General features: G+C 67.3%; 21 protein-coding genes and 1 riboswitch. Of the genes, 17 read left to right on the plus strand and 4 right to left on the minus strand.

From position 1 onward, the window contains the following. Positions 1–250: 250 nt before the first annotated feature. From mmuM to G9V96_RS00570, 7 genes are all read left to right on the plus strand, one after another. On the plus strand, positions 251–1,153 hold the full coding sequence (gene mmuM / locus G9V96_RS00540; protein ID WP_210424429.1) for a homocysteine S-methyltransferase: 903 nt from the start codon (positions 251–253) through the stop codon (positions 1,151–1,153). Positions 1,154–1,278: 125 nt separating this feature from the next. Next, positions 1,279–1,354, plus strand: a riboswitch (cobalamin riboswitch). Positions 1,355–1,404: 50 nt separating this feature from the next. Continuing rightward, a complete protein-coding gene (gene cobO / locus G9V96_RS00545; protein ID WP_168581289.1) occupies positions 1,405–2,028 on the plus strand; it encodes a cob(I)yrinic acid a,c-diamide adenosyltransferase in 624 nt (207 codons plus the stop codon). Positions 2,029–2,042: 14 nt separating this feature from the next. Next, the gene (locus tag G9V96_RS00550; protein WP_168581290.1) at positions 2,043–3,446 is read left to right on the plus strand and encodes a cobyrinate a,c-diamide synthase; all 1,404 of its coding nucleotides are present in this window, start codon (positions 2,043–2,045) and stop codon (positions 3,444–3,446) included. Continuing rightward, positions 3,443–4,516, plus strand: coding sequence for an Rv2231c family pyridoxal phosphate-dependent protein CobC (gene cobC, locus G9V96_RS00555; RefSeq protein WP_168581291.1), 1,074 nt, complete (start codon positions 3,443–3,445; stop codon positions 4,514–4,516). The genes G9V96_RS00550 and cobC overlap by 4 nt, the downstream gene beginning before the upstream one ends. After that, a complete protein-coding gene (gene cobT, locus G9V96_RS00560) occupies positions 4,513–6,252 on the plus strand; it encodes a nicotinate-nucleotide--dimethylbenzimidazole phosphoribosyltransferase (protein ID WP_226913352.1) in 1,740 nt (579 codons plus the stop codon). The genes cobC and cobT overlap by 4 nt, the downstream gene beginning before the upstream one ends. Further along, positions 6,245–7,333, plus strand: coding sequence for a uroporphyrinogen-III C-methyltransferase (cobA, locus tag G9V96_RS00565; protein ID WP_168581292.1), 1,089 nt, complete (start codon positions 6,245–6,247; stop codon positions 7,331–7,333). Before cobT ends, cobA begins: the two co-directional genes overlap by 8 nt. Then, positions 7,330–7,542: a hypothetical protein gene (locus tag G9V96_RS00570; protein WP_168581293.1), complete on the plus strand. Its 213-nt coding sequence runs from the start codon at positions 7,330–7,332 to the stop codon at positions 7,540–7,542. Before cobA ends, G9V96_RS00570 begins: the two co-directional genes overlap by 4 nt. 251 nt (positions 7,543–7,793) lie before the next feature. Here G9V96_RS00570 and G9V96_RS00575 read toward each other — a convergent pair whose 3' ends face one another. Further along, a complete protein-coding gene (locus G9V96_RS00575) occupies positions 7,794–8,384 on the minus strand; it encodes a DUF3043 domain-containing protein (protein WP_168581294.1) in 591 nt (196 codons plus the stop codon). A 236-nt stretch (positions 8,385–8,620) separates the two neighbouring features. Between G9V96_RS00575 and G9V96_RS00580 the strand changes: the two genes are divergently transcribed. The 8 genes from G9V96_RS00580 (at position 8,621) to G9V96_RS00615 (ending at position 16,877) form a co-directional block, all read left to right on the plus strand. Beyond that, positions 8,621–9,781: a glycerate kinase family protein gene (locus G9V96_RS00580; protein ID WP_168581295.1), complete on the plus strand. Its 1,161-nt coding sequence runs from the start codon at positions 8,621–8,623 to the stop codon at positions 9,779–9,781. A gap of 112 nt (positions 9,782–9,893) precedes the next feature. Continuing rightward, positions 9,894–10,250, plus strand: a complete 357-nt coding sequence (locus G9V96_RS00585; RefSeq protein ID WP_168581296.1) for a HesB/IscA family protein — start codon at positions 9,894–9,896, stop codon at positions 10,248–10,250. 121 nt (positions 10,251–10,371) lie between these two features. Further along, a complete protein-coding gene (locus tag G9V96_RS00590; protein WP_168581297.1) occupies positions 10,372–11,358 on the plus strand; it encodes a carbohydrate kinase family protein in 987 nt (328 codons plus the stop codon). Beyond that, the gene (gene aat / locus G9V96_RS00595; protein WP_404861425.1) at positions 11,351–12,109 is read left to right on the plus strand and encodes a leucyl/phenylalanyl-tRNA--protein transferase; all 759 of its coding nucleotides are present in this window, start codon (positions 11,351–11,353) and stop codon (positions 12,107–12,109) included. Before G9V96_RS00590 ends, aat begins: the two co-directional genes overlap by 8 nt. A 96-nt stretch (positions 12,110–12,205) precedes the next feature. Continuing rightward, on the plus strand, positions 12,206–13,102 hold the full coding sequence (gene ctaC, locus G9V96_RS00600) for an aa3-type cytochrome oxidase subunit II (RefSeq protein WP_226913353.1): 897 nt from the start codon (positions 12,206–12,208) through the stop codon (positions 13,100–13,102). Continuing rightward, positions 13,102–14,874 carry an aa3-type cytochrome oxidase subunit I gene (gene ctaD / locus G9V96_RS00605; RefSeq protein WP_168581299.1) on the plus strand — a complete coding sequence of 591 codons (1,773 nt, stop codon included), beginning with the start codon at positions 13,102–13,104 and terminating at the stop codon, positions 14,872–14,874. The genes ctaC and ctaD overlap by 1 nt, the downstream gene beginning before the upstream one ends. Continuing rightward, positions 14,871–15,272 (plus strand): cytochrome c oxidase subunit 4, encoded by a 402-nt coding sequence (locus G9V96_RS00610; RefSeq protein ID WP_168581300.1) that lies wholly within the window; start codon positions 14,871–14,873, stop codon positions 15,270–15,272. Before ctaD ends, G9V96_RS00610 begins: the two co-directional genes overlap by 4 nt. Before the next feature lie 249 nt (positions 15,273–15,521). Further along, a complete protein-coding gene (locus tag G9V96_RS00615; protein ID WP_226913354.1) occupies positions 15,522–16,877 on the plus strand; it encodes a L,D-transpeptidase in 1,356 nt (451 codons plus the stop codon). 248 nt (positions 16,878–17,125) lie between these two features. Here the strand turns inward: G9V96_RS00615 and G9V96_RS00620 are convergent, their stop codons facing one another. The 3 genes from G9V96_RS00620 to G9V96_RS00630 form a co-directional block, all read right to left on the minus strand. Then, on the minus strand, positions 17,126–18,871 hold the full coding sequence (locus tag G9V96_RS00620; RefSeq protein ID WP_168581301.1) for an alpha/beta hydrolase: 1,746 nt from the start codon (positions 18,869–18,871) through the stop codon (positions 17,126–17,128). Positions 18,872–19,134: 263 nt separating this feature from the next. Continuing rightward, positions 19,135–20,004 carry a diacylglycerol/lipid kinase family protein gene (locus G9V96_RS00625; RefSeq protein ID WP_168581302.1) on the minus strand — a complete coding sequence of 290 codons (870 nt, stop codon included), beginning with the start codon at positions 20,002–20,004 and terminating at the stop codon, positions 19,135–19,137. Then, a complete protein-coding gene (locus tag G9V96_RS00630; protein ID WP_168581303.1) occupies positions 20,001–21,680 on the minus strand; it encodes an FAD-binding oxidoreductase in 1,680 nt (559 codons plus the stop codon). The genes G9V96_RS00625 and G9V96_RS00630 overlap by 4 nt, the downstream gene beginning before the upstream one ends. A 50-nt stretch (positions 21,681–21,730) precedes the next feature. Between G9V96_RS00630 and G9V96_RS00635 the strand changes: the two genes are divergently transcribed. Continuing rightward, positions 21,731–22,417, plus strand: a complete 687-nt coding sequence (locus G9V96_RS00635) for a hypothetical protein (protein ID WP_210424430.1) — start codon at positions 21,731–21,733, stop codon at positions 22,415–22,417. A gap of 40 nt (positions 22,418–22,457) precedes the next feature. Continuing rightward, entirely contained in the window at positions 22,458–24,074 is a 1,617-nt protein-coding gene (locus G9V96_RS00640) for a glycerol-3-phosphate dehydrogenase/oxidase (RefSeq protein WP_226913355.1), read from the plus strand. Positions 24,075–24,152 lie beyond the last annotated feature (78 nt).

A 24,152-nucleotide genomic window follows, 5' to 3' on the forward strand; every position in this document is an offset into this window, starting at 1 on the left:
CTGCCTGCTGCTGGGGTGTCGGCGGGCAGGGATCGCCCTCGCAGCACGGGATGATCCAGCCGCACCCGTCGCAGCGTTCATGTGAGGTCTCCCAACGCATCCAGGTACCGCAGTTCTGGCAGGGCTGGGTCAATTCGGCCATCCGCACACCGTACGGCGGGATGGCGCCCGGAGCAGAGAGCGCGGCTGATGAACCGCCGCTGGCCCAGCCCCGCACCCCGCTGCAGCCTGTTCGACATACGGTGAGTTCGTGACGTGGCAGATCCCTGCGGGCCTGACGATCAGCGACGGCGGTCTGGCGACCCAGTTGGAACGACAAGGCCATGACCTGTCCGGGACGCTGTGGTCGGCAGCGTTACTGGCGCGGGACCCGCAGGCGATCGTGGCCGCCCATCGCGCCTTCCTGGAAGCCGGTTCGCAGGTGGTGACGACGGCCAGCTACCAGGCCTCGTTCACCGGGTTCAGCGCCGCCGGAATCGAAGAGGGCGAGGCCACCAGGCTGATGCGGCTCTCGGTGGCACTTGCCCGACAGGCGGCGGAAGAACACCAGAACACGAGCGGACAGCGCGCCGCGGTGGCTGCTTCCCTCGGCCCCTACGGCGCGGCCTTGGCCGACGGATCGGAGTACCGCGGCCGCTATGGGCTCAGCGGCTGGCAACTGCGCGACTGGCATGCCCGTCGACTGGAACTCCTGGTGAACTCTGGCGCCGACCTGCTCGCCATCGAGACCATTCCCGATGCCGAGGAGGCGCAGGAGATCGTGGGGCTACTGGCCGGGACGGGGATGCCCGCCTGGCTCGCCTACACCATCGATGGCGAGTTCACCCGTGCCGGGCAGCCGCTGGAGGAGGCGTTCGCCCTGGTGCAGGGCGTCGAGGAGATCAAGGCCGTCGGGGTCAACTGCTGCGACCCGCTCGATGTCCTGCCCGCAGTCCGTCGCGCGGCCGATTCCACCAGCCGGCCGGTAGTCGTCTACCCGAACAGCGGTGAGGGCTGGGACGCGGCTGAGCGGGTCTGGACCGGCAGCGGCCACTCGTTGAAACAGTTGGCTCCGGCGTGGGTTCAGGCCGGAGCCCGCATCATCGGGGGCTGCTGCCGGGTCACCCCGGAACAGATTCGCAGCCTGTCCGGGCTGGGCGAAGATCCCAGCTAGGCAGCGGCGGCGGTTTGGTATGCCCGCTGGTGGAAGCTGTCCTGCCCCGGCCCCTACCGCGGCTGGAGTAGGCTTCTCCAGGGTCCACATGGGCTCATCACCACACCGTCGAGGACGGCACAGCAGAGGAAGCCGGTGCAAAGCCGGTACGGTCCCGCCACTGTGTCTCCGGCCCGTCGCGGCCGGGGGAGTCAGGAACTCCGGCCGTCCCCCTGCAATCCCGGGGCGCGGACCCCGAGAGAGGCGAGGCAATGCCACAAGGCCAGCCCGCCGTCATCCCCGATGACGGTCTGACAACGCGCCAACGGCGTAACCGACCCATTGTCGCTGTGCACACCGGCGTCGGTAAAGGAAAGTCCACTGCTGCCTTCGGCATGGCCCTGCGCGGTTGGAACCAGGGTTGGCGCATCGGGGTGTTCCAGTTCGTGAAGTCCGCCAAGTGGAAGGTGGGCGAGGAATCGGTTTTCCAGCAGCTCGGCCAGTTGCACGAGCAGACTGGTGTGGGCGGACCGGTCGAGTGGCACAAGATGGGCGCGGGTTGGAGTTGGACCCGCAGCAGCGCCGGTGAAGACACTGAAGCGGCGCACGCCGAGCATGCTCGTGAGGGGTGGGAAGAGATCAAGCAGCGCCTGGCCGATGAGCGACACGACCTGTACGTGCTCGACGAGTTCGCCTACCCGTTGAAGTGGGGCTGGGTCGATGTGGAAGACGTCGTGCAGACCCTGGCCAACCGGCCCGGCTTCCAGCACGTCATCATCACCGGCCGCAACGCGGACCCTCGCCTCATCGAGGCTGCCGACCTGGTCACCGAGATGACCAAGATCAAACACCCCATGGACGCTGGCCAAAAGGGCCAGCGCGGAATCGAGTGGTGAACCCGGACGCTGCGATGAACCCCCACACGCACCTGCCGCGGGTGCTGCTATCCGCGCCTGCCTCCGGCAGCGGCAAGACGATGATCACCACCGGTCTGCTCGCCGCCCTGCGCGCCCGCGGACTCCAGGTGAGCCCGCACAAAGTCGGCCCGGACTACATCGACCCCGGCTATCACGCCGCGGCTTGCGGGCGGGTCGGGCGCAACTTGGATGCTCACCTGGTCGGCGAAGATCGGCTTATTCCGCTGCTGTTGCACGGGGCGCAAACCCCGGTACCTGCCGACATCGCCGTGATCGAAGGCGTGATGGGTCTGTTCGACGGAGCGCTGGGCCGCCGGGGTTTCTCCTCCTCGGCCCACATCGCCTCGGTGACCACAACGCCGGTGATCCTGGTGGTGAACGCGGCCTCGGCCGCGCGCAGCCTTGGCGCCGTCGTACACGGCTTCTGCACCTTCGACCCCAGCGTCCGCATCGGCGGGGTCATTCTGAACAACCTCGGCTCCCCGCGGCACGAGAGCGAAGCCCGAGAAGCTATCGCCGAGACGGGGGTTCCGGTGCTGGGCGCCATTCCCCGCAGTCCCGACGTCGTCGTGCCCAGCCGCCACCTCGGCTTGATCCCGGCGTCTGAACGCGCCCCCGAAGCCGCAGATGCAGTCGCCGCGCTGTGCGAGCTCATCACCGCCAACGTCGACCTTGACAGCGTCCTCGATCTGGCTCGCACAGCGCCCGATCTGGACCAGGCACCCTGGTCCGCCGACGACGCGCTGGCCAACGCGGGCTGGTCGCCGGGGGCGAGCAGGCCGGTGATTGCCGTCGCCGGGGGAGAAGCGTTCACGTTCTCCTACGCCGAAACTGCCGAGCTGTTGCAGGCAGCCGGGGCCGAAGTGCACACCGTGGACCCGCTGCGTGACACCTTGCCGCCGGACGTGGCCGGGTTGGTCATTGGGGGCGGGTTCCCCGAGGTCCATGCCGCTGCACTGTCTGCCAACACAGAGTTGCGTGCGCAGGTGCGCGACTTCGCCGCTGCTGGCGGGGTGATTCATGCCGAATGCGCCGGGTTGCTCTACTTGGGACAGCGGCTGGACGAGTACGACATGTGCGGGGTGCTGCCGATCGAGACCGCGATGGGGTCGCGCTTGACGCTGGGCTACCGCGAGGCCGTCGCCCTCACCGGTAGCGCCCTGGCTCAGCCGGGGGAGCGGGTCACCGGCCACGAGTTCCACCGGACCCGGGTCACGGCGCGCGGCGATGTGGAACCGGCCTGGGCCTGGCGCGGACACGACGGCGCAGCGGTACATGAAGGCTGCGTGCAGGACAACGTCCATGCCTCCTACTTGCACGTCAACTGGGCCGGGTATCCGCAGCTGGCGGCCCGCTTCGCCGCAGCCTGCGGGGCTGGGACGGTTCGCTCCCGATGAGTTCGCGCCACGTGCCAGCTGGTCTGCTGCACCACGGGGACGTCGAAGCCCGCGGGATGCTCGACTTCGCCGTCAACGTCGCGGTGGCGGCCCCGCCGCAGTTCGTGCGCGAGGCAATGCAAAAAGCACTCGGGGGCGTAGCCGCCTACCCGGATCCGGTCTCAGCCACCGAGGCGTTGGCCGAGCATCTCGGGGTGGCGCCGGAGCGGGTGCTGCTGACCAACGGGGCGGCCGAGGCGTTCCACCTCATCGCGCGGGCGGTCCCGTGGCAGGCGCCGATGGTGCTCCACCCCCAGTTCACCGAACCGGACAGTGCACTGCGGTGCGCGGGATACCTGCCGCAGCATCACATCCTCACCCGGGACAACGGTTTCACCCTGGACGCAGATCACCTCCTTGCGCAGGTGGGCCCGCACACCGACGTGCTGTTCGTCGGTAACCCCACCAACCCCACCTCCCGGCTACACGCCGCCCACGACCTGTTGCGCTTGCGGGCCGCCGATCGTCTGCTGGTCGTGGACGAGGCGTTCATCGACCTGGTTCCGGGCGAACAGGACACGCTGTTGCGCCATGCGGCCCGAGGGGCGGGCGTTCTGGTGATCCGCAGCCTGACCAAGACGTTCGGTCTGGCAGGTGTCCGGGCCGGCTACCTCGTGGGGGATCCGGACTGGATCCAGGCTTGCCGCACGGTGCAGCCGCACTGGTCGGTCAACCACCTTGCGTTGGCCGCGGTCACCGCCTGCGCCAGCCCGGCGGGGGTGGCTCATGTGCACCAGGTTGCTCAGCGCATCGCAGCTCACCGCCCGGTGCTGGTGCAGGGTTTGGAGGCGGCGGGCCTGCAGGTGGTTCGTCCACCGGCAGCTCCTTTCGTGCTGGCCCACCATCCCCAGGCCGAGCGCCTACGGCTGGCCCTTCGCGACAAGGGCATCGCGCTACGGCGAGCCGACACTTTTCCCGGCCTGGGTCAGAACTGGCTTCGCATCGCGGTTCGTGACCCGGCCTGTACCGAAGCGCTCATGGCTGCGCTGGCCGACTGTTCCATCGACGATTCTGTCCGGGAGGACGCATGACGATCAGCCCACCGATGTCGCTCGCTGCTCGTGAGGCGATCGCCGATGTGCTCGCCAACCGCCGCGACATCCGCAGCGGCTTCACGATGGACCCCATCGATGACGACGTCCTCATGCGGGTGCTGACGGCTGCCCACCAGGCTCCGAGCGTCGGCTTCAGCCAGCCGTGGGACTTCCTCATCCTGCGCGACGAGCAGGTGCGTCGCCGGGTACAGTCCCTGGCCGCAACCCAACGCGACATCTTCGCCGCGCAGCTACCGAGCGCGCGGGCGCGCAGCTTCGACGGACTGAAGGTGGAGGCGATCCTGTCCACCCCGGTCAACATCGTCGTCACCTGCGACCCCACCCGTGGGGGCCCGTACACCCTGGGCCGCCATGCCGACCCGCGGATGGCGCCGTTCTCGGTCGCCTGCGCCGTACAGAACCTGTGGCTGGCTGCCCGCGCCGAGGGGCTGGGCGTGGGATGGGTGAGCTTCTTCGACCCCGATGAGCTGCGAGACGAGCTCGGGCTGCCCGGGCATCTGGACGTCGTGGCCTACCTGTGCATCGGCCACGTCGAACAGTTCCCGCCCGCCCCAGAGCTGGCCCTGACGGGCTGGGCCCGCCGCCGTCCCCTGTCCTGGGCGGTTCACCACGACACCTGGGGAGCGCGTCGTCTCCCGGGAGGAGAACCGATGTCCCTCATCGAGGAGACCATCGCCGCGATTCAACCCCCGGATGAGGAGGCCGCCGCGGCAGCCGACAGCCGCCAGGCCATGCTGACCAAGCCGGCTGGTTCCCTGGGCGAACTGGAGAACATCGCCCGCCGCCTGGCCGGGATCACCGGGGCCTGCCCGCCGCCGGTGCCGGAACCGGTTGCTTTGGCGGTGTTCTGCGGCGATCACGGGGTGCACGCCCAGGGTGTGACGCCCTGGCCGCAGGAGGTCACCATGCAGATGGCCCTGAACTTCATCGCCGGCGGCGCAATGACCAGTGTCCTGGCTCGTCAGGTGGGTGCCGAGGTCGCCGTCATCGACATGGGGGTGCTCGGTGACCTGCCCGCGCAACCCGGTGTCATGGTGCGCAAGGTGGCACGCGGCACCGCAGACATGACCCAAGGCCCGGCCATGACCCGGGAACAGTGCGCGCAGGCCGTGGAGGCCGGCATCGACATCGCCCGCGACCTGGTCGCCCAGGGCAACCGGATGCTGGCAACCGGCGACCTGGGTATCGCCAACACCACCGGCTCGGCTGCGTTGGCCTCGGTCTTCACCGGGGCGAGCGCTGAGCAGGTCACCGGTCGGGGTACCGGTATCGATGACGCGATGCTGGCTCACAAGATCGAGGTCGTCCGCCGGGCCATCGAGGTCAACCACGCCGAGGCAGGCGACCCGTTAGCTGCGCTGGCTGCGGTCGGTGGGTTCGAACACGCCGGGCTGGTCGGGCTGCTGTTGGGTGCTGCGGCGCTGCGCACGCCGGTCATCCTGGACGGCGTCATCGCTGCTTCGGCAGCCTTGGCCGCCGCGGCACTGTGCCCGACCGCTGCCCAGTACTGGTTCGCCGGTCACACCTCCGCCGAACCGGCCAGCGCGCTGGCCATCGACCAGTTGGGTCTGCATCCGCTGCTGTCCTTGGAAATGCGCTTGGGCGAGGGCAGCGGGGCGATGTTGGCCGTACCCGTGGTGCAGTCAGCTGCGCGGGTCTTGGCTGAGGGCGCAACCTTCGAAAGTGCAGGAGTTGCAGGTCGGGATGAGTGAGATCGATTTCGTCGCCGGGTTCTCCGGCGGGCAGGCCCTGGTCGTCGGCGGCGGCGGGTCGGCGCTTGGGCCGGTCGCGCACCTGCTCGCCGAAGGCGCCCAGGTCGCGGTGGTGGCGCCGCAGATCGAGGCTGCTCTGGAAGACCTGGTCGCGCGGGGGATCATCCTCTGGCACCAGCGGGACTTCATCCCCAGCGACCTGGACGGCGTCTCCGTGGTGGTGGCAGCCAGCGGGGACACCAGCCTCGACGAGATAGTGCGGGGACAGGCCCGAGAACGCGGCGTGCTCACCCTGCATCGCGCCTCGCACGCAGCCCGGGTGGCAACTCCGGGTCAGGGTCAGGTGATTCTCGTGGGTGGCGGACCGGGCGACCCGGGGCTGCTCACCGTGCGGGGGCTGCGCGAGGTTCAGGCTGCCGATGTGGTTGTGGTGGACCGGCTGGCTCCGCTGGCCGTCCTTGACGAGCTCGGCACCGAGGTCGAGATCATCGACGTGTCGAAGATTCCGCGCGGTCGCCACACCACCCAAGAGGAGATCAACGCGGTCCTCATCGAGCGCGCCCGCCAGGGGCACCGGGTTGTTCGCCTCAAAGGCGGCGACCCGTATGTCTTCGGTCGGGGGATGGAAGAGGTCATGGCCTGCCGAGAAGCCGGCGTTGCCGTCGAGGTCGTTCCCGGCGTGACCTCTGCAGTCGCCGGTCCGGAGCTTGCCGGAATCCCCGTCACTCACCGGGGGCTTGTGCAGGGCTTCGCCGTCGTCTCCGGACACTGCGCCCCCAATGATCCACGCAGCACGATCGATTGGGCGCACCTGGCTGCCTCCGGGGTGACCATCGTCATCCTCATGGGGGTGGAGACCCTGCCCGAGATCGCGCGGGCCCTACTGGCTGGTGGCCGGGTGACCCAGACCCCCGTGGCATCCATCATGAACGCGGCGACGACCAGCCAACGCGTCATACGCACTACGCTGGGCGCCCTGGCCGAAGCCGCTCCCGACGGGCTCATCCCACCCGCGGTGACCGTGGTTGGTGATGTCGCAGCCTTCGCCGAGGACGGCATCGCCCCTAGGGTCGAGGCATGAGCGAACAGTGGAGTTGGAAATTCGAGAACGCAGAAGGCGCCGACGTGGCCGACTCATCCCTGCCGAGCGATCCCTTCCCGACCCAGGCTGACGCGGAGGCCTACCTCAGCGAAGGCTGGGCCGAACTCTCCGACGCCGGAGTGGCCCAGGTAAGCCTGATGTGCGACGGCGAGATCGTGTACGGGCCGATGAGTCTGGAGCAGGACTAGCAATCTCTTACCCGGGGCTCCACCCCACCGTGCAGTGAGCGGACCCGGCGCGTCTGAATTTCGTGCCGGGCCACTTGCTGCCGGCCTCACTCAAGCGCGGTGTCTTGGTGGTCGATCTGCTGCCAACCCTGGGCGCCGCGGCACCAGCTGCAGGTGCGTCGGGCTCGCTGACCCCCGCGCTGGGATTCTCAGAACAGCTGGGCGACCTCAGCGCGAGGGGAGCGGTTTCCACAGAATGTGCGGTGCTCGCCTCAGCGGGGGGACTCGCCGCGCTTGACCCGCGGGCGAGGCATCCGACCGGGTCGGATCTGTACCGAGCGGGAGAAGACATACCAGCCGGTGCCGCGCGCGGGCTCTTCGCCGAAACGCTCCCGGATCTGCTTTTTGAGTCGCATCGTCAAGAAGACCGTGTCCAGCAGCGTGGCGATCAGTGCGCCGTACACCAGGGTGTACCCGATCATCACCGCCGTGGAGTTCTGGATGAGGCTGATCGGCAAGCCGATGATCATGATCGGGAGTAGGAACTCTCCGATGCTCCAGCGTGAATCGACGACATCGCGGATGAACTGACGCTGACGACCCTGGTCGCGAGCGGGCAGCGCCCACTCTTCACCGCTGAGCATCGCCTCACGGGTCTTGAGCCGCGCCTCCCGCTCCTTGATCTTGGATTGCTGGGCGGCGGCCTTGCGGTCGGCAGGAACCACCGGGCGACGCCGAGCAGCTTCGGCTTCGCGCCGCGAAGGCGTCGGGCGGTTCTTGGCGCCAGGCCTCACCGCACTGGAGCCAGTCCTGTCCTGGGGGGCCTGATCAACGGGGGCGTCGTCTTTCTTGCGTCCAAACACACCCACACTCTAGATGGACACCGGTCCAACCCGGGACCAGCGCCGGCCCGGAAGTATGCGGGTGCTTTGCCGCCCTGCGGCTCGGCTGCCGATTGCGGCGGCCGGCACCGCTGCTCAGGTGCCCGGGCTGGGCAGATCTGCTCGGCGGGGGCGTCGGTTTCCTCGTTACCCTTACCCCACGCGCCGGATCGCACGGTAGGCGACGCGGTCCGACCCTTCGCTCAAAGGAGTTCGCTGTGCGTGTCCTGATCTGCCCGGAAGCCTTCGCGGGGATGCTCACCGCCGTCCAGACGGCTGAGGCGATGGCCTCCGGATGGCGGCAGCGGGCACCGCACGACGAACTCACGCTCACCCCGCTGGCATCGGGGGGGCCCGGGTTCCTGCACGTACTCGAAGAGGCGCATTCGGGGATGGCGGTGGCGCTGACCGTCAGTGATCCGCTGGGCCGGAGTGTCCCCGCGCAGGTTCTCCTCGTGGAAGAAGCGGGCCGCCGTACCGCCTACATCGAGTCCGCGCAGGCCGCCGGGATCCACTTGCTGTCCGCCGCTGAACGTGACCCGGCCTCGACCAGCACGTACGGGGTAGGCCAGCTCGTCCTGGCCGCCGTCGAGGAGGGCGCGCAACGGATAGTCCTCGGCGTGGGCGGGAGTGCCACCACCGACGCTGGCGCCGGCTTCCTGGCGGCTCTGGGTGCTGGCGACCCGGCGGTTCTGGCGCGCGGCGGGATGTGCCTTGGCGACATCGCGGACGACGCGCTGAGCGAACTGCCGCTGGTGCTGCATCGACTCTCCGGTGTGGAACTCGTGCTGGCAACCGACCACCAGATTCCGTTGCTGGGTTTCGAGGGCACCTGCGCAACCACTGCCCAGGACAAAGGCGCTTCACCGCAGGGCGCGCAACAGCTGGAGGCTGCGCTCGGGAGGTTCACGGAGGTCGTGGCCCGCACCCTGCCTGCCCCCACCGATCTGCTCACGGGGCTGCCTCGCCGAGTCGACCGCGAGTTGGGCGCCGGGGCCGGCGGTGGCCTCGGGTACGCGATGCTCGCCCTCGGGGCGCTGCGCCAGAGCGCGGTGTCGCTGGTGCAGCAGGCCTGGGGCTTCGAGTCGCTGCTTGCCCGGCACGATCTGCTGCTGACCGGTGAAGGCTGCTTCGACTGGACCTCGTTGCGCGCCAGCACCGTCGCCGAAGTGACGGCCCGGGCAGCCGAGCGGGCCCTTCCCACCATCATCTTGGCCGGGCAGGTGCAGGTCGGGCGCCGGGAGAGCATGGCGATGGGAGCAGCAGGGGTCTACGCCGTGGCCGACACCCCCGCTGACGTGCTCGATCTGGCTGCAGACCCGGTCGGGCGGGTGCGGGCACGCGCGGCGCGAATCGCCGCGACGTGGTCCCCGAGTTGAGGTTGCCCTACGCTGGAGGAAGCGTTCGGGAACAACGCATGGTTCCCGACGGTTCAGTGTCAGTACGCGAAACACTGCGCGCTGGCCGTCCCCGATCAGAAGGACCATCACGATGACTGTTGCGAACGAGACCACGACTGCCGAGCATGGCGTCCTGCTCACCGACGTCGCTGCGGGCAAGGTTAAGAGCCTGCTCGAACAAGAGGGCCGTGACGACCTTCGTCTGCGGGTGGGCGTCCAGCCCGGCGGCTGTTCCGGCCTTATCTACCAGCTGTACTTCGACGAGCGCACCCTTGATGGCGACGCCGTACGCGACTTCGGTGGCGTCGAGGTCGTTGTCGACCGGATGAGCGCTCCCTATCTCGACGGCGCGACCATCGACTTCTCCGACACCATCGAGAAGCAGGGCTTCACCATCGACAACCCCAACGCGGGTAGCTCCTGCGCCTGCGGCGACTCCTTCAGCTGAGTCGCTCCACACCGCATCCAGCGGGCCTCATTCCGGTTTCGGGGTGGGGCCCGTCTGATGTTCCTACCTTCATGGCACGAGCCGGGTCGGTCTGGGGCTGCGGGCACGATAGGTTTAGAGGGTGCCTATTGCCGTAGCTGGGTCCATTGCGACCGATCACCTCATGACCTTTCAGGGACGCTTTGCCGATTCCCTCCTCGCCGAGCAACTGGAGCAGGTCTCGCTGTCCTTCCTTGCCGACGGCTTGGACATCCGCCGCGGGGGAGTAGGGGGCAACATCTCCTTCGGGATGGCCCTGCTCGGTGCCCGACCCGTCCTGGTCGGCGCTGCCGGCCTGGACTTTGCTGATTACCGCTCCTGGCTGGAGCGCCACGGCGTGGACTGTGAGTCGGTGCACGTCTCCGAGCAGGCCCACACCGCCCGGTTCGTGTGCACCACCGACTCGGTACACGCTCAGATCGCCACCTTCTACCCCGGCGCGATGTCCGAAGCGCGCGACATCGAGCTGGGCCCGGTCGCCGAACGGGTCGGAACCCTGGACCTGGTGCTGATCGGCCCGGACGACCCTGAGGCGATGCTTCGCCACACCGATGAATGCCGCGCCCGTGGTATCCCGTTCGCGGCCGACCCGAGCCAGCAGTTGGCCTTCATGGACGGACCCTCGATCCAGCGGCTCATCGACGGCGCCACCTACCTGTTCACCAACGAGTACGAATCGCACTTGACCGAGCAGAAGACGGGTTGGGACGCCGAGGAGATCGCCCGGCGAGTCACGACCCGCGTCATCACCCGCGGGGCGCAGGGCTGCACCGTGGCTACCGCAGGCCAGGAGACGATCAACGTCGGCGTCGTTCCTGCCCGCACGGTGGCTGACCCCACCGGCGTCGGTGACGCCTTCCGGGCCGGTTTCCTGGTCGGGCTGACGGCGGGCCTATCCCATGAGCGTTGCGCTCAGCTGGGTGCTCTGCTTGCCACCCACGTCGTTGAGACGGTGGGGACGCAGGAATACGCGGACGGCCTGGTCGGCATGCGGGCACGGCTCGCAGAGGTTTACGGCGAGGCTGCCGCCGAAGAGATCGCGGCGCACCTACCGGCAGGCCGTGTCTGAGTCTCAGGTAGCGGCCGGCCAGGGCGAACCTGTGGAGCCCCCGGCGACGGGTTGGGTCTTCGACCCGACCCGCCGCTGCGGGGAAGACCTGGTGGCCGTGGGCGGTGATCTTCAGCCGGGCACCTTGCTGGAGGCCTACCGAACCGGGGTCTTCCCGATGGGTATCGGCCCCCACGGTCATCCGCCGTTGGCCTGGTGGTCCCCCGACCCCCGAGGGGTGCTCTTACCCGGGGGATTGAAGGTGAGCCGTTCGCTGCGAAAGTCGTTGCGTCGGTTCGAGTTCAGTGTTGATGCTGACTTCAAGGCGGTCGTCGCCGGTTGCGCGGACCCGAGCCGTGACGGGCGCTGGATCACAGCGACCCTGATGGATGCTTATCTTGAGTTGCATCGTCTCGGTTGGGCCCATTCGGTGGAGGTCTGGGCCGGTGCGGACTTGGTGGGTGGGCTTTACGGCGTCAGCATCAGTGGCCTGTTCGCTGGGGAGTCGATGTTCCACCGCGTCACCGATGCCTCTAAAGTCGCGCTGGTGGCGCTTAACGACATCTTGTTCATCGATCACGACCCGCGCCGAATTATCGACGTTCAATGGAACACCTCACACCTGGCCAGTCTGGGTGTGACGGAGGTTCCGCAGGCCGACTACCTGCGACGACTGCGTGCGGCAGTCGAGGCACCGCAACCTGCATGGCCCACTGCCGGGCAGCGGGATGCTCTCCGCAACACCAGGACCAGCCAGCAGTCAGAGCGCTGAATGGCCACCTGAGGCACTATGCTGGCCTCAGTTCTGACTTCTGCACGCCAAAGGCGCACCCGATGGGTGCGCCGCCCACGACCCGGAAGGTGCACCTTGCGTCGCCACGAAGAAACCCCCACGCGCGGGCGGCGATCGCGCGCCGCGCTCGGCGGAATAGCCGTGCTTGCCGCGTTCGCCCTCAGCGGTTGCAGTGAAGCGGCGCAGCGCGGTTGGCTGCCCCGCGGTGCTTCCACGGGAGCGGAGCGGGTCACCAGCCTGTGGGTCGGTATGTGGATCACGGCTCTGGCCGTCGGGGCTCTCGTCTGGGGCCTGACCATCTGGTGCATCATCCGCTACCGCCGCCGCAAGGATGACGTAGGTCTTCCGCCGCAGCTGCGCTACAACGTGCCGATCGAGATCCTCTACACGATCATCCCGGTGATGATCGTGGGAGTCCTGTTCTTCTTCACCGCTCGCGATGAGAAGGTCCTCCTGGACCACACCACCCATAAGCCGGACGTCACGATCAACGTCGTCGGCAAGCAGTGGAGCTGGGACTTCAACTATGTCGACGCCCAGGTGTGGGAGTCAGGCGTGCAGGCCCAGCTCACCGGCAAGGCCGGTGTCCAGGAGACACTGCCGACGCTGTATCTGCCTGAGAACAAGCGCATCGAGTTCGTGCTGACGGCACGCGACGTCATCCACTCGTTCTGGGTGCCCGCGTTCCAGCAGAAGCTCGACATGATCCCCGGCAAGGTCAACAAGCTCCAGATCGTCACGACCGAGCCCGGTGAGTACCAAGGCAAGTGCGCCGAGCTGTGCGGCGCCTATCACGCGGCCATGCTGTTCAACGTCAAGGTCGTCAGCCAGGAGGAGTACGACAAACACCTGGCAGAGCTGAAGGCCAAGGGTCAGACGGGCATGCTGGACAACAGCTTGAGCCGTGCTCACCTTGAGCCTGGCCAGCCCAACTACCAGCAGTACCAACCCAAACAGGAAGGCGGTCAGTAATGGCTACTGTCGTCTCGCGTGCCCAAAGCGGCACGCCCGACCAGGGAGCCGTGCGGACTCGTGCCCCAAAGGGCAGCCAGGTCGTCAAGGTTCTCACCACGACCGATCACAAGGTGATCGGAAACCTGTACTTCGTCACGACGATGTTCTTCTTCGCCGTCGGCGGCCTTCTCGCGCTCATCATTCGCGCTGAGCTCTTCGCCCCGGGCCTGCAGGTGCTGCAGAACCTTGAGCAGTTCAACGCGATGTTCACGATGCACGGCTCGATCATGCTGTTGCTCTTCGCGACGCCTCTGTTCGCCGGCTTCGCCAACGCTCTGCTGCCGTTGCAGATCGGCGCTCCGGACGTGGCATTCCCGCGCCTGAACATGTTCGCTTACTGGCTCTACCTGTTCGGCGGGCTGATGGCCCTCGCCGGCTTCCTCGTGCCCGGTGGTGCCGCTTCCTTCGGTTGGTTCGCCTACGCGCCGCTGTCGAACGCCACCTTCTCACCCAGCCTGGGTGGCGACCTGTGGGTCCTCGGCTTCGGCCTGACCGGCTTCGGCACCATCATGGGTGCCGTCAACTTCATCACCACGATCGTGTGTATGCGTGCGCCGGGCATGACCATGTTCCGGATGCCCGTCTTCACCTGGACGGTCCTGGTCACCTCGATCCTGGTCCTGATGGCCTTCCCGGTCCTGACCGCCGCCTTCATGGGGCTGGTTGGTGACCGTAAGTTCGGGATGCACATCTACGACCCGACCAACAGTGGGCCGATCCTGTACCAGCACCTGTTCTGGTTCTTCGGACACCCAGAGGTGTACATCATCGCGTTGCCGTTCTTCGGCATCGTGAGTGAGATCTTCCCGGTCTTCTCCCGCAAGCCGGTCTTCGGCTACAAGGGCATCGTCTTCGCCACCATCGCCATCGCGGCGCTGTCGGTGACGGTGTGGGCCCACCACATGTACGTGACCGGCCAGGTCCTCCTGCCGTTCTTCTCGATCATGACGATGCTCATCGCGGTTCCGACCGGTGTGAAGTTCTTCAACTGGATCGGCACGATGTGGGGCGGTTCACTGACCTTCGAGACTCCGATGTTGTGGGCGCTGGGCTTCCTGGTGACCTTCCTCTTCGGTGGTCTGACGGGCGTCGTCCTGGCCAGCCCCGCGCTGGACTTCCACCTCTCCGACACCTACTTCGTGGTGGCGCACTTCCACTACACCGTGTTCGGTACGGTCGTCTTCGCGATGTTCGCCGGTTACTACTTCTGGTGGCCGAAGCTGACCGGGCGCATGCTCAACGAGCGCCTCGGCAAGATCCACTTCTGGCTGCTGTTCATCGGCTTCCACACCACGTTCCTCATCCAGCACCTGCTGGGTATGTGGAACATGCCCCGTCGCTACGGTGACTACCTGGTGGAGGACAACGTTCAGTTGTTCAACCAGATCTCCACCTTCGGTTCGCTGCTCTTGGCCGTCTCGATGATCCCGTTCTTCTGGAACGTCTGGATCACCATGCGCAAGGCGCCTCTGGTCACGGTGGATGACCCGTGGGGTTACGGTGCTTCGCTTGAGTGGGCGACCTCCTGCCCGCCGCCGCGGCACAACTTCGACAGCATCCCGCGTATCCGTTCGGAGCGCCCGGTGTTCGACCTGAACCACCCCGAGGTTGCCGCCTACGACAGCCCGACCCCCGACAAGGGCGTCCTGGACGACCTTCTCGGCGAGCCGGACATCAACGGCGAAGCCATGGGCGAGCAGAACGCTCCGGCGGGGGATGAGCGTCGATGAGGGCTGCCGGTGCGATCTTCAGCAGCGCATTCTTCTTCTTCACCCCGCTGGGCTTGATTTACGGCTGGCTCACTGCGTGGCGTGAGCCGGTAGGCCCGGTCGCGTTCGTGCTGCTCGGCTTGATGGGCCTGATGGTCGGTCTCTACTTGCGGGCCACCGCTAAGCGACTTGACACGGACCCTGCTGATAACCCGCGCGGCAACATCAGCGACATGGCTGGCGAGTACGGGTTCTTCAGCCCGCACAGCTGGTGGCCGCTGCCGTTGGCGATCGGCGCGCTGCTGCTGTTCCTCGGCTTGGCGGTCGGCTGGTGGGTGTTCCTCATCGGTGTGATGGTCGGCGCTGTGTCGCTCGTGGGTTGGACCTTCGAGTACTTCCGAGGCGACATCGGCTTCTAAAGCTCAGCAAGATCAGCGGGCCCCCTGACGAGAAGTGTCGTCAAGGGGCCCGCTGCTGTACGCGGGCAGAACGGTGGTCTGCTAATTAACCGAACCGGCCTGCGCTGGGTAACAATTGGGTGGCACACCGAGGTTTCGGCGCCGGCCTGGGGGATGGTCCGGGGTGTTGTCACAACGTTGAGCGGGTGTTGGTTGTGACGTGTGCCATTCTGGGAATCTAGGGCTTTTCGGGTCGGGGAGAGGGACATAGTGGCAGCGATCATCTCGGGGGCAGGCACGGCCAGGAGCCGCAGTGCCGCGAGTGTGGTGGCGCTGGCCGGGGTCATCGCGTTGACCGGGTGTCAAGCGGGTATGCCCCTTGCGGGGGGCGACGCGAGTTCGAGCACGACACCTCCGCCTCCGCCGCCGGCCAAGGTGTCGTTCTCCATCGCTGACGGGCAAGAGAGCGTGCGCCCCGACGAGGTGCCGACAGTTAGCGTGGCCGACGGCGATCTGGTCTCGGTTCGCCTCCTCGACCCCAAGGGGAACGTGGTTCCGGGCACCATCGGAACGGACGGCACCTGGACCGTGCCGTCTTCGACCCGCTTAGCGCCGAACACGCCGTACACACTGGCGGCAACAGCCCGTGGTGCGAGCGGCGAGATCGAACGGGCCTCGGTCTCCTTCACGACGCTCAAACCGAAGGTCGATGCCACCTATTGGGTCATCCCGGACGGACCGACGGTAGGCGTCGGGATGCCGGTGATGGTGACCTTCGACAGCGGTGTCGCCTCCCCCCAGATGCGCGCCGATGTCGAGCGCCGGATGAAGATCACTACCGTCCCTGCGCAGAAGGGCTCCTGGGGATGGGTGGATGATCGTCAGCTCATGTGGCGGCCTGCCTCGTACTGGAAGCCGGGAACCAAGATCACGGTGAATGCGCCGCTGACGGGTGTGCAGACGGGTGAGAGCAAGTGGATTACTAAGGACAAAGGCGCCACGTTCACCATCGCCAATCGGGCCCGGATCAGTACCGTCGACCTGGCGCAGCATGTGATGACGGTACGTGAGGACGGCAAAATCGTCGGGACGTATCCCATCAGTGCCGGGCGCCCGGTCGGGGATTGGGAGACCCGCTCGGGGACGAAAATCATCACCGAGAAGCAGTCCACGTACTTGATGGATGCCGCGACGCTGGGACTGGAAGAGGACGACCCGAACTACTACCAGACTGAGGTTCGGCACGCGATGCGCGTAACGAACACGGGGGAGTTCCTGCACGGCGCCCCGTGGTCGGTGTGGGCGCAGGGGCGACGCAACGTGAGCCATGGGTGCGTGAACCTTGGACCCCGAGACGCGAAGTCGAACTTCGACGCTTCGCTTGTGGGTGACGTCGTCGACTTCAAGGGTTCCAAGCGCAAGATGAAGCCCTCGGACGGCGTTCCAGTGTGGCTGTACACCTGGCCGGAGTGGCAAGCTCGCAGCGCCTTGGCGAAGAAGCCGGTAACCCCGGACAAGGGCACCGCCGCCCCGACAGCACGGGGTACCGTCGTCGGCCCGCCGGGGTCGCTGCCGCCGGCGTCGGTAACCAGCACCCCGTCCGCATCGGCGAGCACCACCGGTTGACGGCGCCCGCTGGGCGACATTTCTCGATCCTGAGCCGTCTTGGTGCCGTCACCGAGGTGGCCATTGCAGGACCCGAGGACATCGACAAACACGTCGGGTAGGTGCGAAGACAGTATGTGACTATCTGCGGTCCTGACTGCAAGAACTGTTCGCGTAGCACTCCTGGGTTCCTTGGCTATCGCCCGGCACAGCACCTGGGCCCGTTCATCGGTGAGTGCGATTTAGGCTCGATGCCACGCAGGGCGGCTTCAGAACAAGGGCTTGCCTGCCTTGCAGACCAGCCCTTCGGGCGGCAGTGCGCCAGTGAGCAGATAGCGCTGCATGGCTTTGGTGGCGCAGGGGCTCTGGTCGGCAGCGGTGTGTCCGAACGTATCCACCGTCAAAAGCCTGGCGCCCGGGGAGAGTGCTGCCACTCGTCGGGCGTTGGCGTACGGCGTAGCCGGGTCGTGCGTGTTCCCCACCACGAGCAGCGGATGGGCTGGGCGCACGTTGAACGGTCCGACGTAGGCGTCTCGACGCGACCCGGGCCAACCCGCGCACAGAGAAGACTGCCAGGTCCACAGCGGTGTGAACCATGAGTTCTTTGCAGAGGCCGTCGCGTAGCGGTGCCAGGTCATCGCATCGGCCGGGTTCTTAGAGTCCGAGCACATGACCCCCGCCTGCTTGAAGGTGTCGAACCACCGTGAACTGTCCGGCTGCGCTACGACGGGGGAAACCAGCGGGCCGGGTGTGCGGCGACGAAGGGCCAGCTTGGGTGCGCCGCTCGCTCGGGGTGCGCTGACCGGAGGGGATGACTTCGCGACGACGGTCAGGTACTCGTCGTGGATCCAGTCCAGCATGGAGGGGATCTCCTCGGTGGAGTACAGGTTCGCCATCGCGGCGCCGATGGTGTCGGCCTTGGTGTAGGTCTCGTCGCCGACGGTCACCGGCCCGCTGGACAATGCCTTGAGAAGTCGATCCCACTCGCTGGCGATCGTGGCGCCGTGCGGGCACCTGGTCTTGCCTGCCGCTTTACAGGCAGCGAAGACAGCGCGCAGGCTCTCGTCGGAGGCGGCCCCCGAGCCGGTTCGCGTGCTGACCGGGATCCGGGAGCTCTGTCTGCCGCGCCCGGTAGTCCAGTCGACGGGGTCGACGACCCCGTCCAGGATGATGCCGCGCACCTTGGTTGGGAACATCGCCGCATAGGTTGCGCCCAGGACCGTTCCGTAGGAAACGCCGTAGTACGACAAGGCGCGGTCGCCGACGGCTTGCCGAATCAGGTCCATGTCTCGGGCCACGTTGCCGGTGCTCATGTGGTCGATGATTGGGCGGCCGGTGGCTGCGCAGGCCTTGCGCTCGAAGGAGTCGCGGGCGATCTGCTTCTTCGCCTCCGACGTCGTGACCGGGAAGGAGCTGACCCCGTCGGGTGCTTCTGTACGACTCCAACATCCGGCCAGACTGTCGACGCCGACCCCGCGTGGGTCCATACCGATGACGTCGAAGGTCGAGGTGACGGGCCGCCCGAGGGTTGTCAGGAACTGCTCCATGTGCTCGATGGTCGAGGTACCCGGACCACCTGGATTGACGAAGAGCACGCCTTTGCTTTTCTTCGCCGTAGCTTTATGCCGCACCACGTTGAGCAGGATGCTCGCCTTGCCGGGGGCGGCGTAGTCCAGTGGGACCTTGACAGTGGCGCAGGTCAGGCCGAGTTTGCGCTGGCTTGCCTCCTCACACCGCTGCCATCTGATCCTCGGCACGGCAGGCGCCGGGGCGCCACTGGTCGGCCACATTACGCGGGCAGGCTGGGCCGGGGGTTTTACCGGGATGGTGTTGGGCCGTGGTTTCGGCGGCGGGGCGATTGCGGCGCTGGCCGGCTCGGTGAGGCCCACACTCAGGATGAGCGCGGTGGCTGCGCCGACCACCAACCCTGCGGTGCGGTACCGCACCGCAGCAGCACGTTCGGAAGTCGGGGACGAGGACCGATGGGGCCAGGACAGGGGGGTGTGTTCAGGCATGGCGTGGAGGTGTCCTCTAGGTGTGACGCAGCAGGCGTGCGGAGATGCCGAAGAAGCTCTCCACCAGCAGTTTATCGCCGACTAGCACCATCTCAGGGGGGCCCGCCCTCGATCCTGGCCACCGTCGTTCTGACAGGTGTGAGGCCGCCCCGAGGCGCCCCTGGTAACGACGCCTCGCGGGCCATCTACTGAGGTGGTGAGCCCCGCCGACCCTGGCTTGCAGCGGCAGGGGCGGCGGAGCTGCTCAAAGGGCGGGTCGTCCGCTACGCGAGCAGTCGGAGGGCCGATGTTCGGATGGAGAAGTCGACGGGAAGCTTCCCAACGACGTCTCCGTCGGCAACCACCGACAGTGGCTGGTCGCAATCGACACGCAGGGTGCGCAGCTTGGTGGAGGTCACGCCTGGGCGACCCACGTGCGCGCCGTCAGCAAGCATTCGCAGCAGCGTCGCGACGAAATCGCGGGTTGGCATGTCTTCCATGAGGACCAGGTCGAGCAGTCCGTCGTCCAGCAGCGCATCCGGGCAGCCTCGCAACCCACCGCCGTAGCGGCCCGAGAGCCCGATGGCCAAGTTGCGAGCCCGCATAGTGTGCTCGACCCCGTCCATCGTCAGCCGGAACGTGCGGGGTTGGTTCGCTGCGACAGCCCGAAGTCCCCCGTAGGTGTAAGCCAGCCCGGAATGCAGCCATGTCGCCTGGTTCGCCAACGTAGTGGCTTCGCTGTCATAGCCGACCGAGGCCACCCCCAGGAAGACCCGCCCATCCACGAGCCCGACATCGATGCGCCGCTCCTGGGCGACCGCCAGGCGGGCGGCGGCCGTAGCCGGGTCCTGATCCTGGCCGACGGCGCGCACAAAGTCATTGCCGCGGCCACCGGGCAGCGGTGCGAACAGCGCTCCGCTACGGATCGCCCCCGCCGCCACCCGGGCATGGTTCCCGTCTCCTGACAGCGAAGCGAGAACCACGTCAGGATCGGCGTTTGCGGCGATCTGCTCGGCGTCGTCCCCATCGCGGCTGGAAACGACGCTCACGTGCCACCCGAGGGAGACCAATGTGTCCCGGACGATGGGGATCCGTTCGGTGGCCTGCCCGCAGGCGGCGGCCGGGTTGACGATCAGGGTGGCTTTGCGGCTCATGGCGTATCTGGGGTCGCTGACGGGATCGTCTTGCCGGGGTTGAGGATCCCGGTGGGGTCGAACTCGTCCTTCAGAGCGCGCAACATGCGCGCCCCACCCTCACCGATCTCTGCACTGAGCCAGGGCCGAAGATCCGCCCCGACCGCATGGTGGTGAGTGATCGTGCCGCCGCCATCGATGATTGCCTTGCCTGCGGCGTCCTTGACTGCCTGCCAGCGAGCGAGTGCGTCGCTGCCCTCGGGCGCTGAGAACGTGAAGTACAACGACGCTCCGGCCCCGTAGACGTGGCTGATGTGGCACATGACGGCCGCGCGGTCGCCCTCACTCTGCAACGCTGTACGAATCGCGTCACTGACGCGCTGATGCAGCGAGGCGATGTTGGTCCACGTGGTGGCGGTCTCCAACGTGTCAGCCAGGACGCGATGGGTCATGAGAGCGTCACGCAGATACGGTCCGCTGAACCGGCCCTTCTCCCACCCCTTGGCGATCTGAGCGGGTGCGTGCACACCACCGGCTGCCTTGATGACCTTCGCGCACGCCTTCTCGCGGCTCTTCAACAACGCTTCGTCACGGCCCTCGAAGACGAGGATGAGTACGCACGGGGAGTCCAGGCCGCGCAACCGGGCGTATCGCAGCAGAGCCTGCCCACCACGACCGGCCAGCGACAGGTTGATCTGCGTCTCTTCAACGTCCGAGAGTCGGCAGACATCAGCAATGGTGCCCCGATCGAGGTCCTGGACCATTGCGCGCAAGGCCGCGGAGCCCGCCGCGAAAGAACCGAACAGCCACGCTGCGTGGCGCTTGTTGGTCGGCATCGGCGACACCGACAGGGTTGCCTCGGTGATGATGCCCAACGTGCCTTCGCTGCCGGCGACGACGTCCAGCAGGCGAGGCCCGGCCGCAGAGGCGGGGGAGCGGCTCGACAAGACGATCTCTCCGGTCGGGGTGGCTACCCGGGCGCCCAGCAGTCGCTCGTCGGGGCGTCCGTACCCGGTCGAGGCCTGTCCGGCCGAGCGGGTGGCGACGTACCCCCCGAGCGTGGCCTCCTGGTGGCTTTGCGGGTAGTGCCCCAGGGTCAGGTCGTGTGCTTGGAGGGCGCGCTCGATGTCTGGCCCGCGCATCCCCGGCTGGAACGTCGCCACCCGTGAGATCGGGTCGCAGGCCAGCATCTGGTCCAGACGGCGAAGATCAATGTTGATGACGGCCTCGCACTGGCCGCGCAGCGGCTCCACGCCCCCCACCACACTGGTGCCGCCCCCGAACGGGACCACGGCGACCCGATGCTGCGCGCACACCTGCAGGAGCGCGGCGACTTCCTGCGCATTCCCAGGTAGGACAACCGCGTCCGGGGCGTGAGCGGCATCGCCGTGGAACAGCCGGTACAGATCCGGATAGGCCTTGCCGCCGGCATGTTCGATACGGCTAGCTCGATCTACGGCGACGTGTTCTTCGCCCACCACCTCGCAGAGCGCAGCGTGGGCAGCCTCGGGCAGCCGGGAGTCAGGTAGCTCGACGTCCTCGATCTTTGCGTGACGAAGTGGCTCTGGTAGCGGCTCGGCGCCGAGGCGATCCCGGAGATGTTCCCAGGCCGCCGGTGGTAGCGGCCGGTGTTGGGCGGGGTCCCCCCATCCGTACCAGACCGACCGAGGAATGGAGGTAGTGAGGAGAGTGTCCATGCGTAACAAAGTACGGCCGGATGTTGCATTGTTGCAACAGGACGGGGAACATGAGAGCCATGGCACAGGACGCACCGCTCGACACCGACCAGATCGCTACCCCCGGTGACGAGACGCCCGGAGAGAAGCTTGGGCGTGCGGCAGACGCTGGCGCACACGGTGCAGGCCTCGATGCGGACCTCATTCGAGCGATACGTGAAGAGGTCGTCTCCTACGGAGTGCGGCGCGCGACTGCCGCCTCCATCGCTGCGCGAGCCGGGGTTCATCGGGTCACGCTCTACCGACGCGGCGGCGGAATCCGGCGCCTGATCCTCGACTCCCTGGAGACGGTGTTCACCACGATCGCTAGCGAGCAGTACGCGGCCGCGTCCGGAAGCAACGGGCGAGAGTTCGCAGCAGATCTGACTGGGCGCCTCATCGAAGCGCTGCGCGCAGAACCGCTGTTCATGGCAGTAGTCGATCACGACCCGGATCTGCTCCTGCCCTACGTCGTCGACCGGTTGGGAGGCAGCCAGCAGGTGATCATCGCCCAGCTGACGCCGGCAATCGAGCGCGGCATCGCCGACGGTTCCGTGCGGGCATGCGAGGCAGAACGGATGGCCCGAGTCATCGTTCACGCCTGCACCCCGTTCGTCATCGGCGGTCGCTGCCTCGGCGAACTGGCTGATCCCGCCGAGGCGCGGATCGAGGTACGCGATCTCGTCGAGGGCTATCTACGTCCCCCGGCCTCGAAATAAATCCCAAGGTTTCCGTACGCACTCCAGAAGGGCAACGGCGATGAACGCCAGCTCCACCCCAACCAACCCCTGCCAACACGGCACTGACGGCTCCAACCACTCCGCGGCGGCAGCCACGGCGATGACAACAGGCGGAGCCACCCTGAACCGCGCAACCCGGGCACGCGCCCTGGAGCGCCTGGCCGGCCAGGAATACGACGTCATCGTCATCGGCGGCGGAGTCACCGGCGCGGGGGTTGCCCTGGACGCGGCCAGCCGCGGACTGCGCACCGCGTTGGTGGAGAAGCTGGATCTGGCCGCGGGTACCTCGCGCTGGAGCAGCAAACTCTGCCATGGCGGGCTTCGCTACCTGGCCAAGGGTGACATCGCCGTGGCCTGGGAGTCCGTGCTGGAACGCGGGCACCTCATGACGCGCATCGCGCCGCACCTGGCCCGCCCGATTCCCTACATCGTTCCTTTAGACGTGCACACGTCGGCGCCGATGGGCGCCCTGGCCGAGGCGGGTATCCGCGCCGCCGACGCGATGCGGATCGCGGCGCGCACCAGCGGCGAGGTGCTGCCGCGCCCGAGACGCATTGATGCCCACACCACGCTGTGTCTGGCGCCGGGAATGCGCACCGATGGCCTGCGCGGCGCGATCCTCTACTACGACGGGTGGCTGGAGGATGACGCCCGCCTCGTCGTGGCGTTGGCGCGCACCGCCGCAGCGCACGGCGCAGACATCATCACCCGCTGCACCGTGCTTTCGGCGGGGGAGCGCGAAGCGCAACTTCGTGACGAACTGACCGGCGAGACCTTGACCGCCCGCGGGCTGGTGATCAACGCGACCGGGGTCTGGGCTGACCAGCTCGAACCGGCACTCACCGTTCGTCCCAGCCGCGGCAGCCACCTCGTTTTCCGCTCGCAGCGGTTGGGTAACCCGCGTGCTGTCATCACCGCGCCGGTGCCGGGGCACTTCGGACGCTACGTGTTCGCCATTCCGCAACCCGATGGCCTGACTCTGGTGGGGCTCACCGACGAGGCAGCCCCCGGCGTCGATGGCACCGCACCCAGCGTGCCCGAAGAAGACGAGCAGTTCTTGCTGAGCGTGATGTCAGCGTCCCTACAGCAGCCGCTGACCAAGGAAGACATCGTCGGCCGGTTCGCAGGACTGCGGCCGCTCATTGAAGAAGCGGGTCAGAGCTCTACTGCTGACGTCTCCCGACGCCACCTTCTGCTCGACGAACCGGGGCGGCCGTTGACGATCGCCGGCGGAAAACTCACCACGTACCGGGCCATGGCCCAGGACGCCGTGGACGCGGCCTGCGTCCGGTTGCAGCGCGACCTGCCCTGCCGGACGACGCGACTGCCACTCATCGGTGCTGCCCCCAGCGCCGTCCTGCAGCGCCTGGAGGCGCCGGAACGCTACGTGCGCCGCTACGGCACCGAGGCCCCGCGTGTGTTGGCTCTGCAACAGCAGTACCCCGAGATGGCAACGGCCGTCTCGGCCGACTGCCCGACTACCGGCGCCGAGCTGCTGTTTGGCGCCCTATACGAGGGCGCGCTCAGCGTGGAGGACCTACTGGAACGTCGCAGCCGGGTGAGCTTCGATGAGTCCGCGATCGCGCCGGGGCGGGCACTCGCCGAGCGAGCGTTGGAGATCGCCGCTTCGGCGTGACTACGACCGCCGGTTGCGGACGTCGGCTTCGTCAGTGACGGGAGCGGGCGTTGGAAAGTGCCACCCCTGCCTGGCTGT

This window comes from Gephyromycinifex aptenodytis, assembly GCF_012277275.1.
Taxonomy (GTDB): domain Bacteria; phylum Actinomycetota; class Actinomycetes; order Actinomycetales; family Dermatophilaceae; genus Gephyromycinifex; species Gephyromycinifex aptenodytis.

What these genes read in the sequence shown, in the direction of transcription:
- cobO (WP_168581289.1), top strand. Translation starts at nt 1,405, where the DNA reads ATGCCACAAGGCCAGCCCGCCGTCATCCCCGATGACGGTCTGACAACG.
- G9V96_RS00550 (WP_168581290.1), top strand. Translation starts at nt 2,043, where the DNA reads ATGAACCCCCACACGCACCTGCCGCGGGTGCTGCTATCCGCGCCTGCC.
- cobC (WP_168581291.1), top strand. Translation starts at nt 3,443, where the DNA reads ATGAGTTCGCGCCACGTGCCAGCTGGTCTGCTGCACCACGGGGACGTC.
- cobT (WP_226913352.1), top strand. Translation starts at nt 4,513, where the DNA reads ATGACGATCAGCCCACCGATGTCGCTCGCTGCTCGTGAGGCGATCGCC.
- cobA (WP_168581292.1), top strand. Translation starts at nt 6,245, where the DNA reads ATGAGTGAGATCGATTTCGTCGCCGGGTTCTCCGGCGGGCAGGCCCTG.
- G9V96_RS00570 (WP_168581293.1), top strand. Translation starts at nt 7,330, where the DNA reads ATGAGCGAACAGTGGAGTTGGAAATTCGAGAACGCAGAAGGCGCCGAC.
- G9V96_RS00585 (WP_168581296.1), top strand. Translation starts at nt 9,894, where the DNA reads ATGACTGTTGCGAACGAGACCACGACTGCCGAGCATGGCGTCCTGCTC.
- ctaD (WP_168581299.1), top strand. Translation starts at nt 13,102, where the DNA reads ATGGCTACTGTCGTCTCGCGTGCCCAAAGCGGCACGCCCGACCAGGGA.
- G9V96_RS00610 (WP_168581300.1), top strand. Translation starts at nt 14,871, where the DNA reads ATGAGGGCTGCCGGTGCGATCTTCAGCAGCGCATTCTTCTTCTTCACC.
- G9V96_RS00620 (WP_168581301.1), bottom strand. Translation starts at nt 18,871, where the DNA reads ATGCCTGAACACACCCCCCTGTCCTGGCCCCATCGGTCCTCGTCCCCG.
- G9V96_RS00625 (WP_168581302.1), bottom strand. Translation starts at nt 20,004, where the DNA reads ATGAGCCGCAAAGCCACCCTGATCGTCAACCCGGCCGCCGCCTGCGGG.
- G9V96_RS00630 (WP_168581303.1), bottom strand. Translation starts at nt 21,680, where the DNA reads ATGGACACTCTCCTCACTACCTCCATTCCTCGGTCGGTCTGGTACGGA.
- G9V96_RS00635 (WP_210424430.1), top strand. Translation starts at nt 21,731, where the DNA reads ATGAGAGCCATGGCACAGGACGCACCGCTCGACACCGACCAGATCGCT.
- G9V96_RS00640 (WP_226913355.1), top strand. Translation starts at nt 22,458, where the DNA reads ATGAACGCCAGCTCCACCCCAACCAACCCCTGCCAACACGGCACTGAC.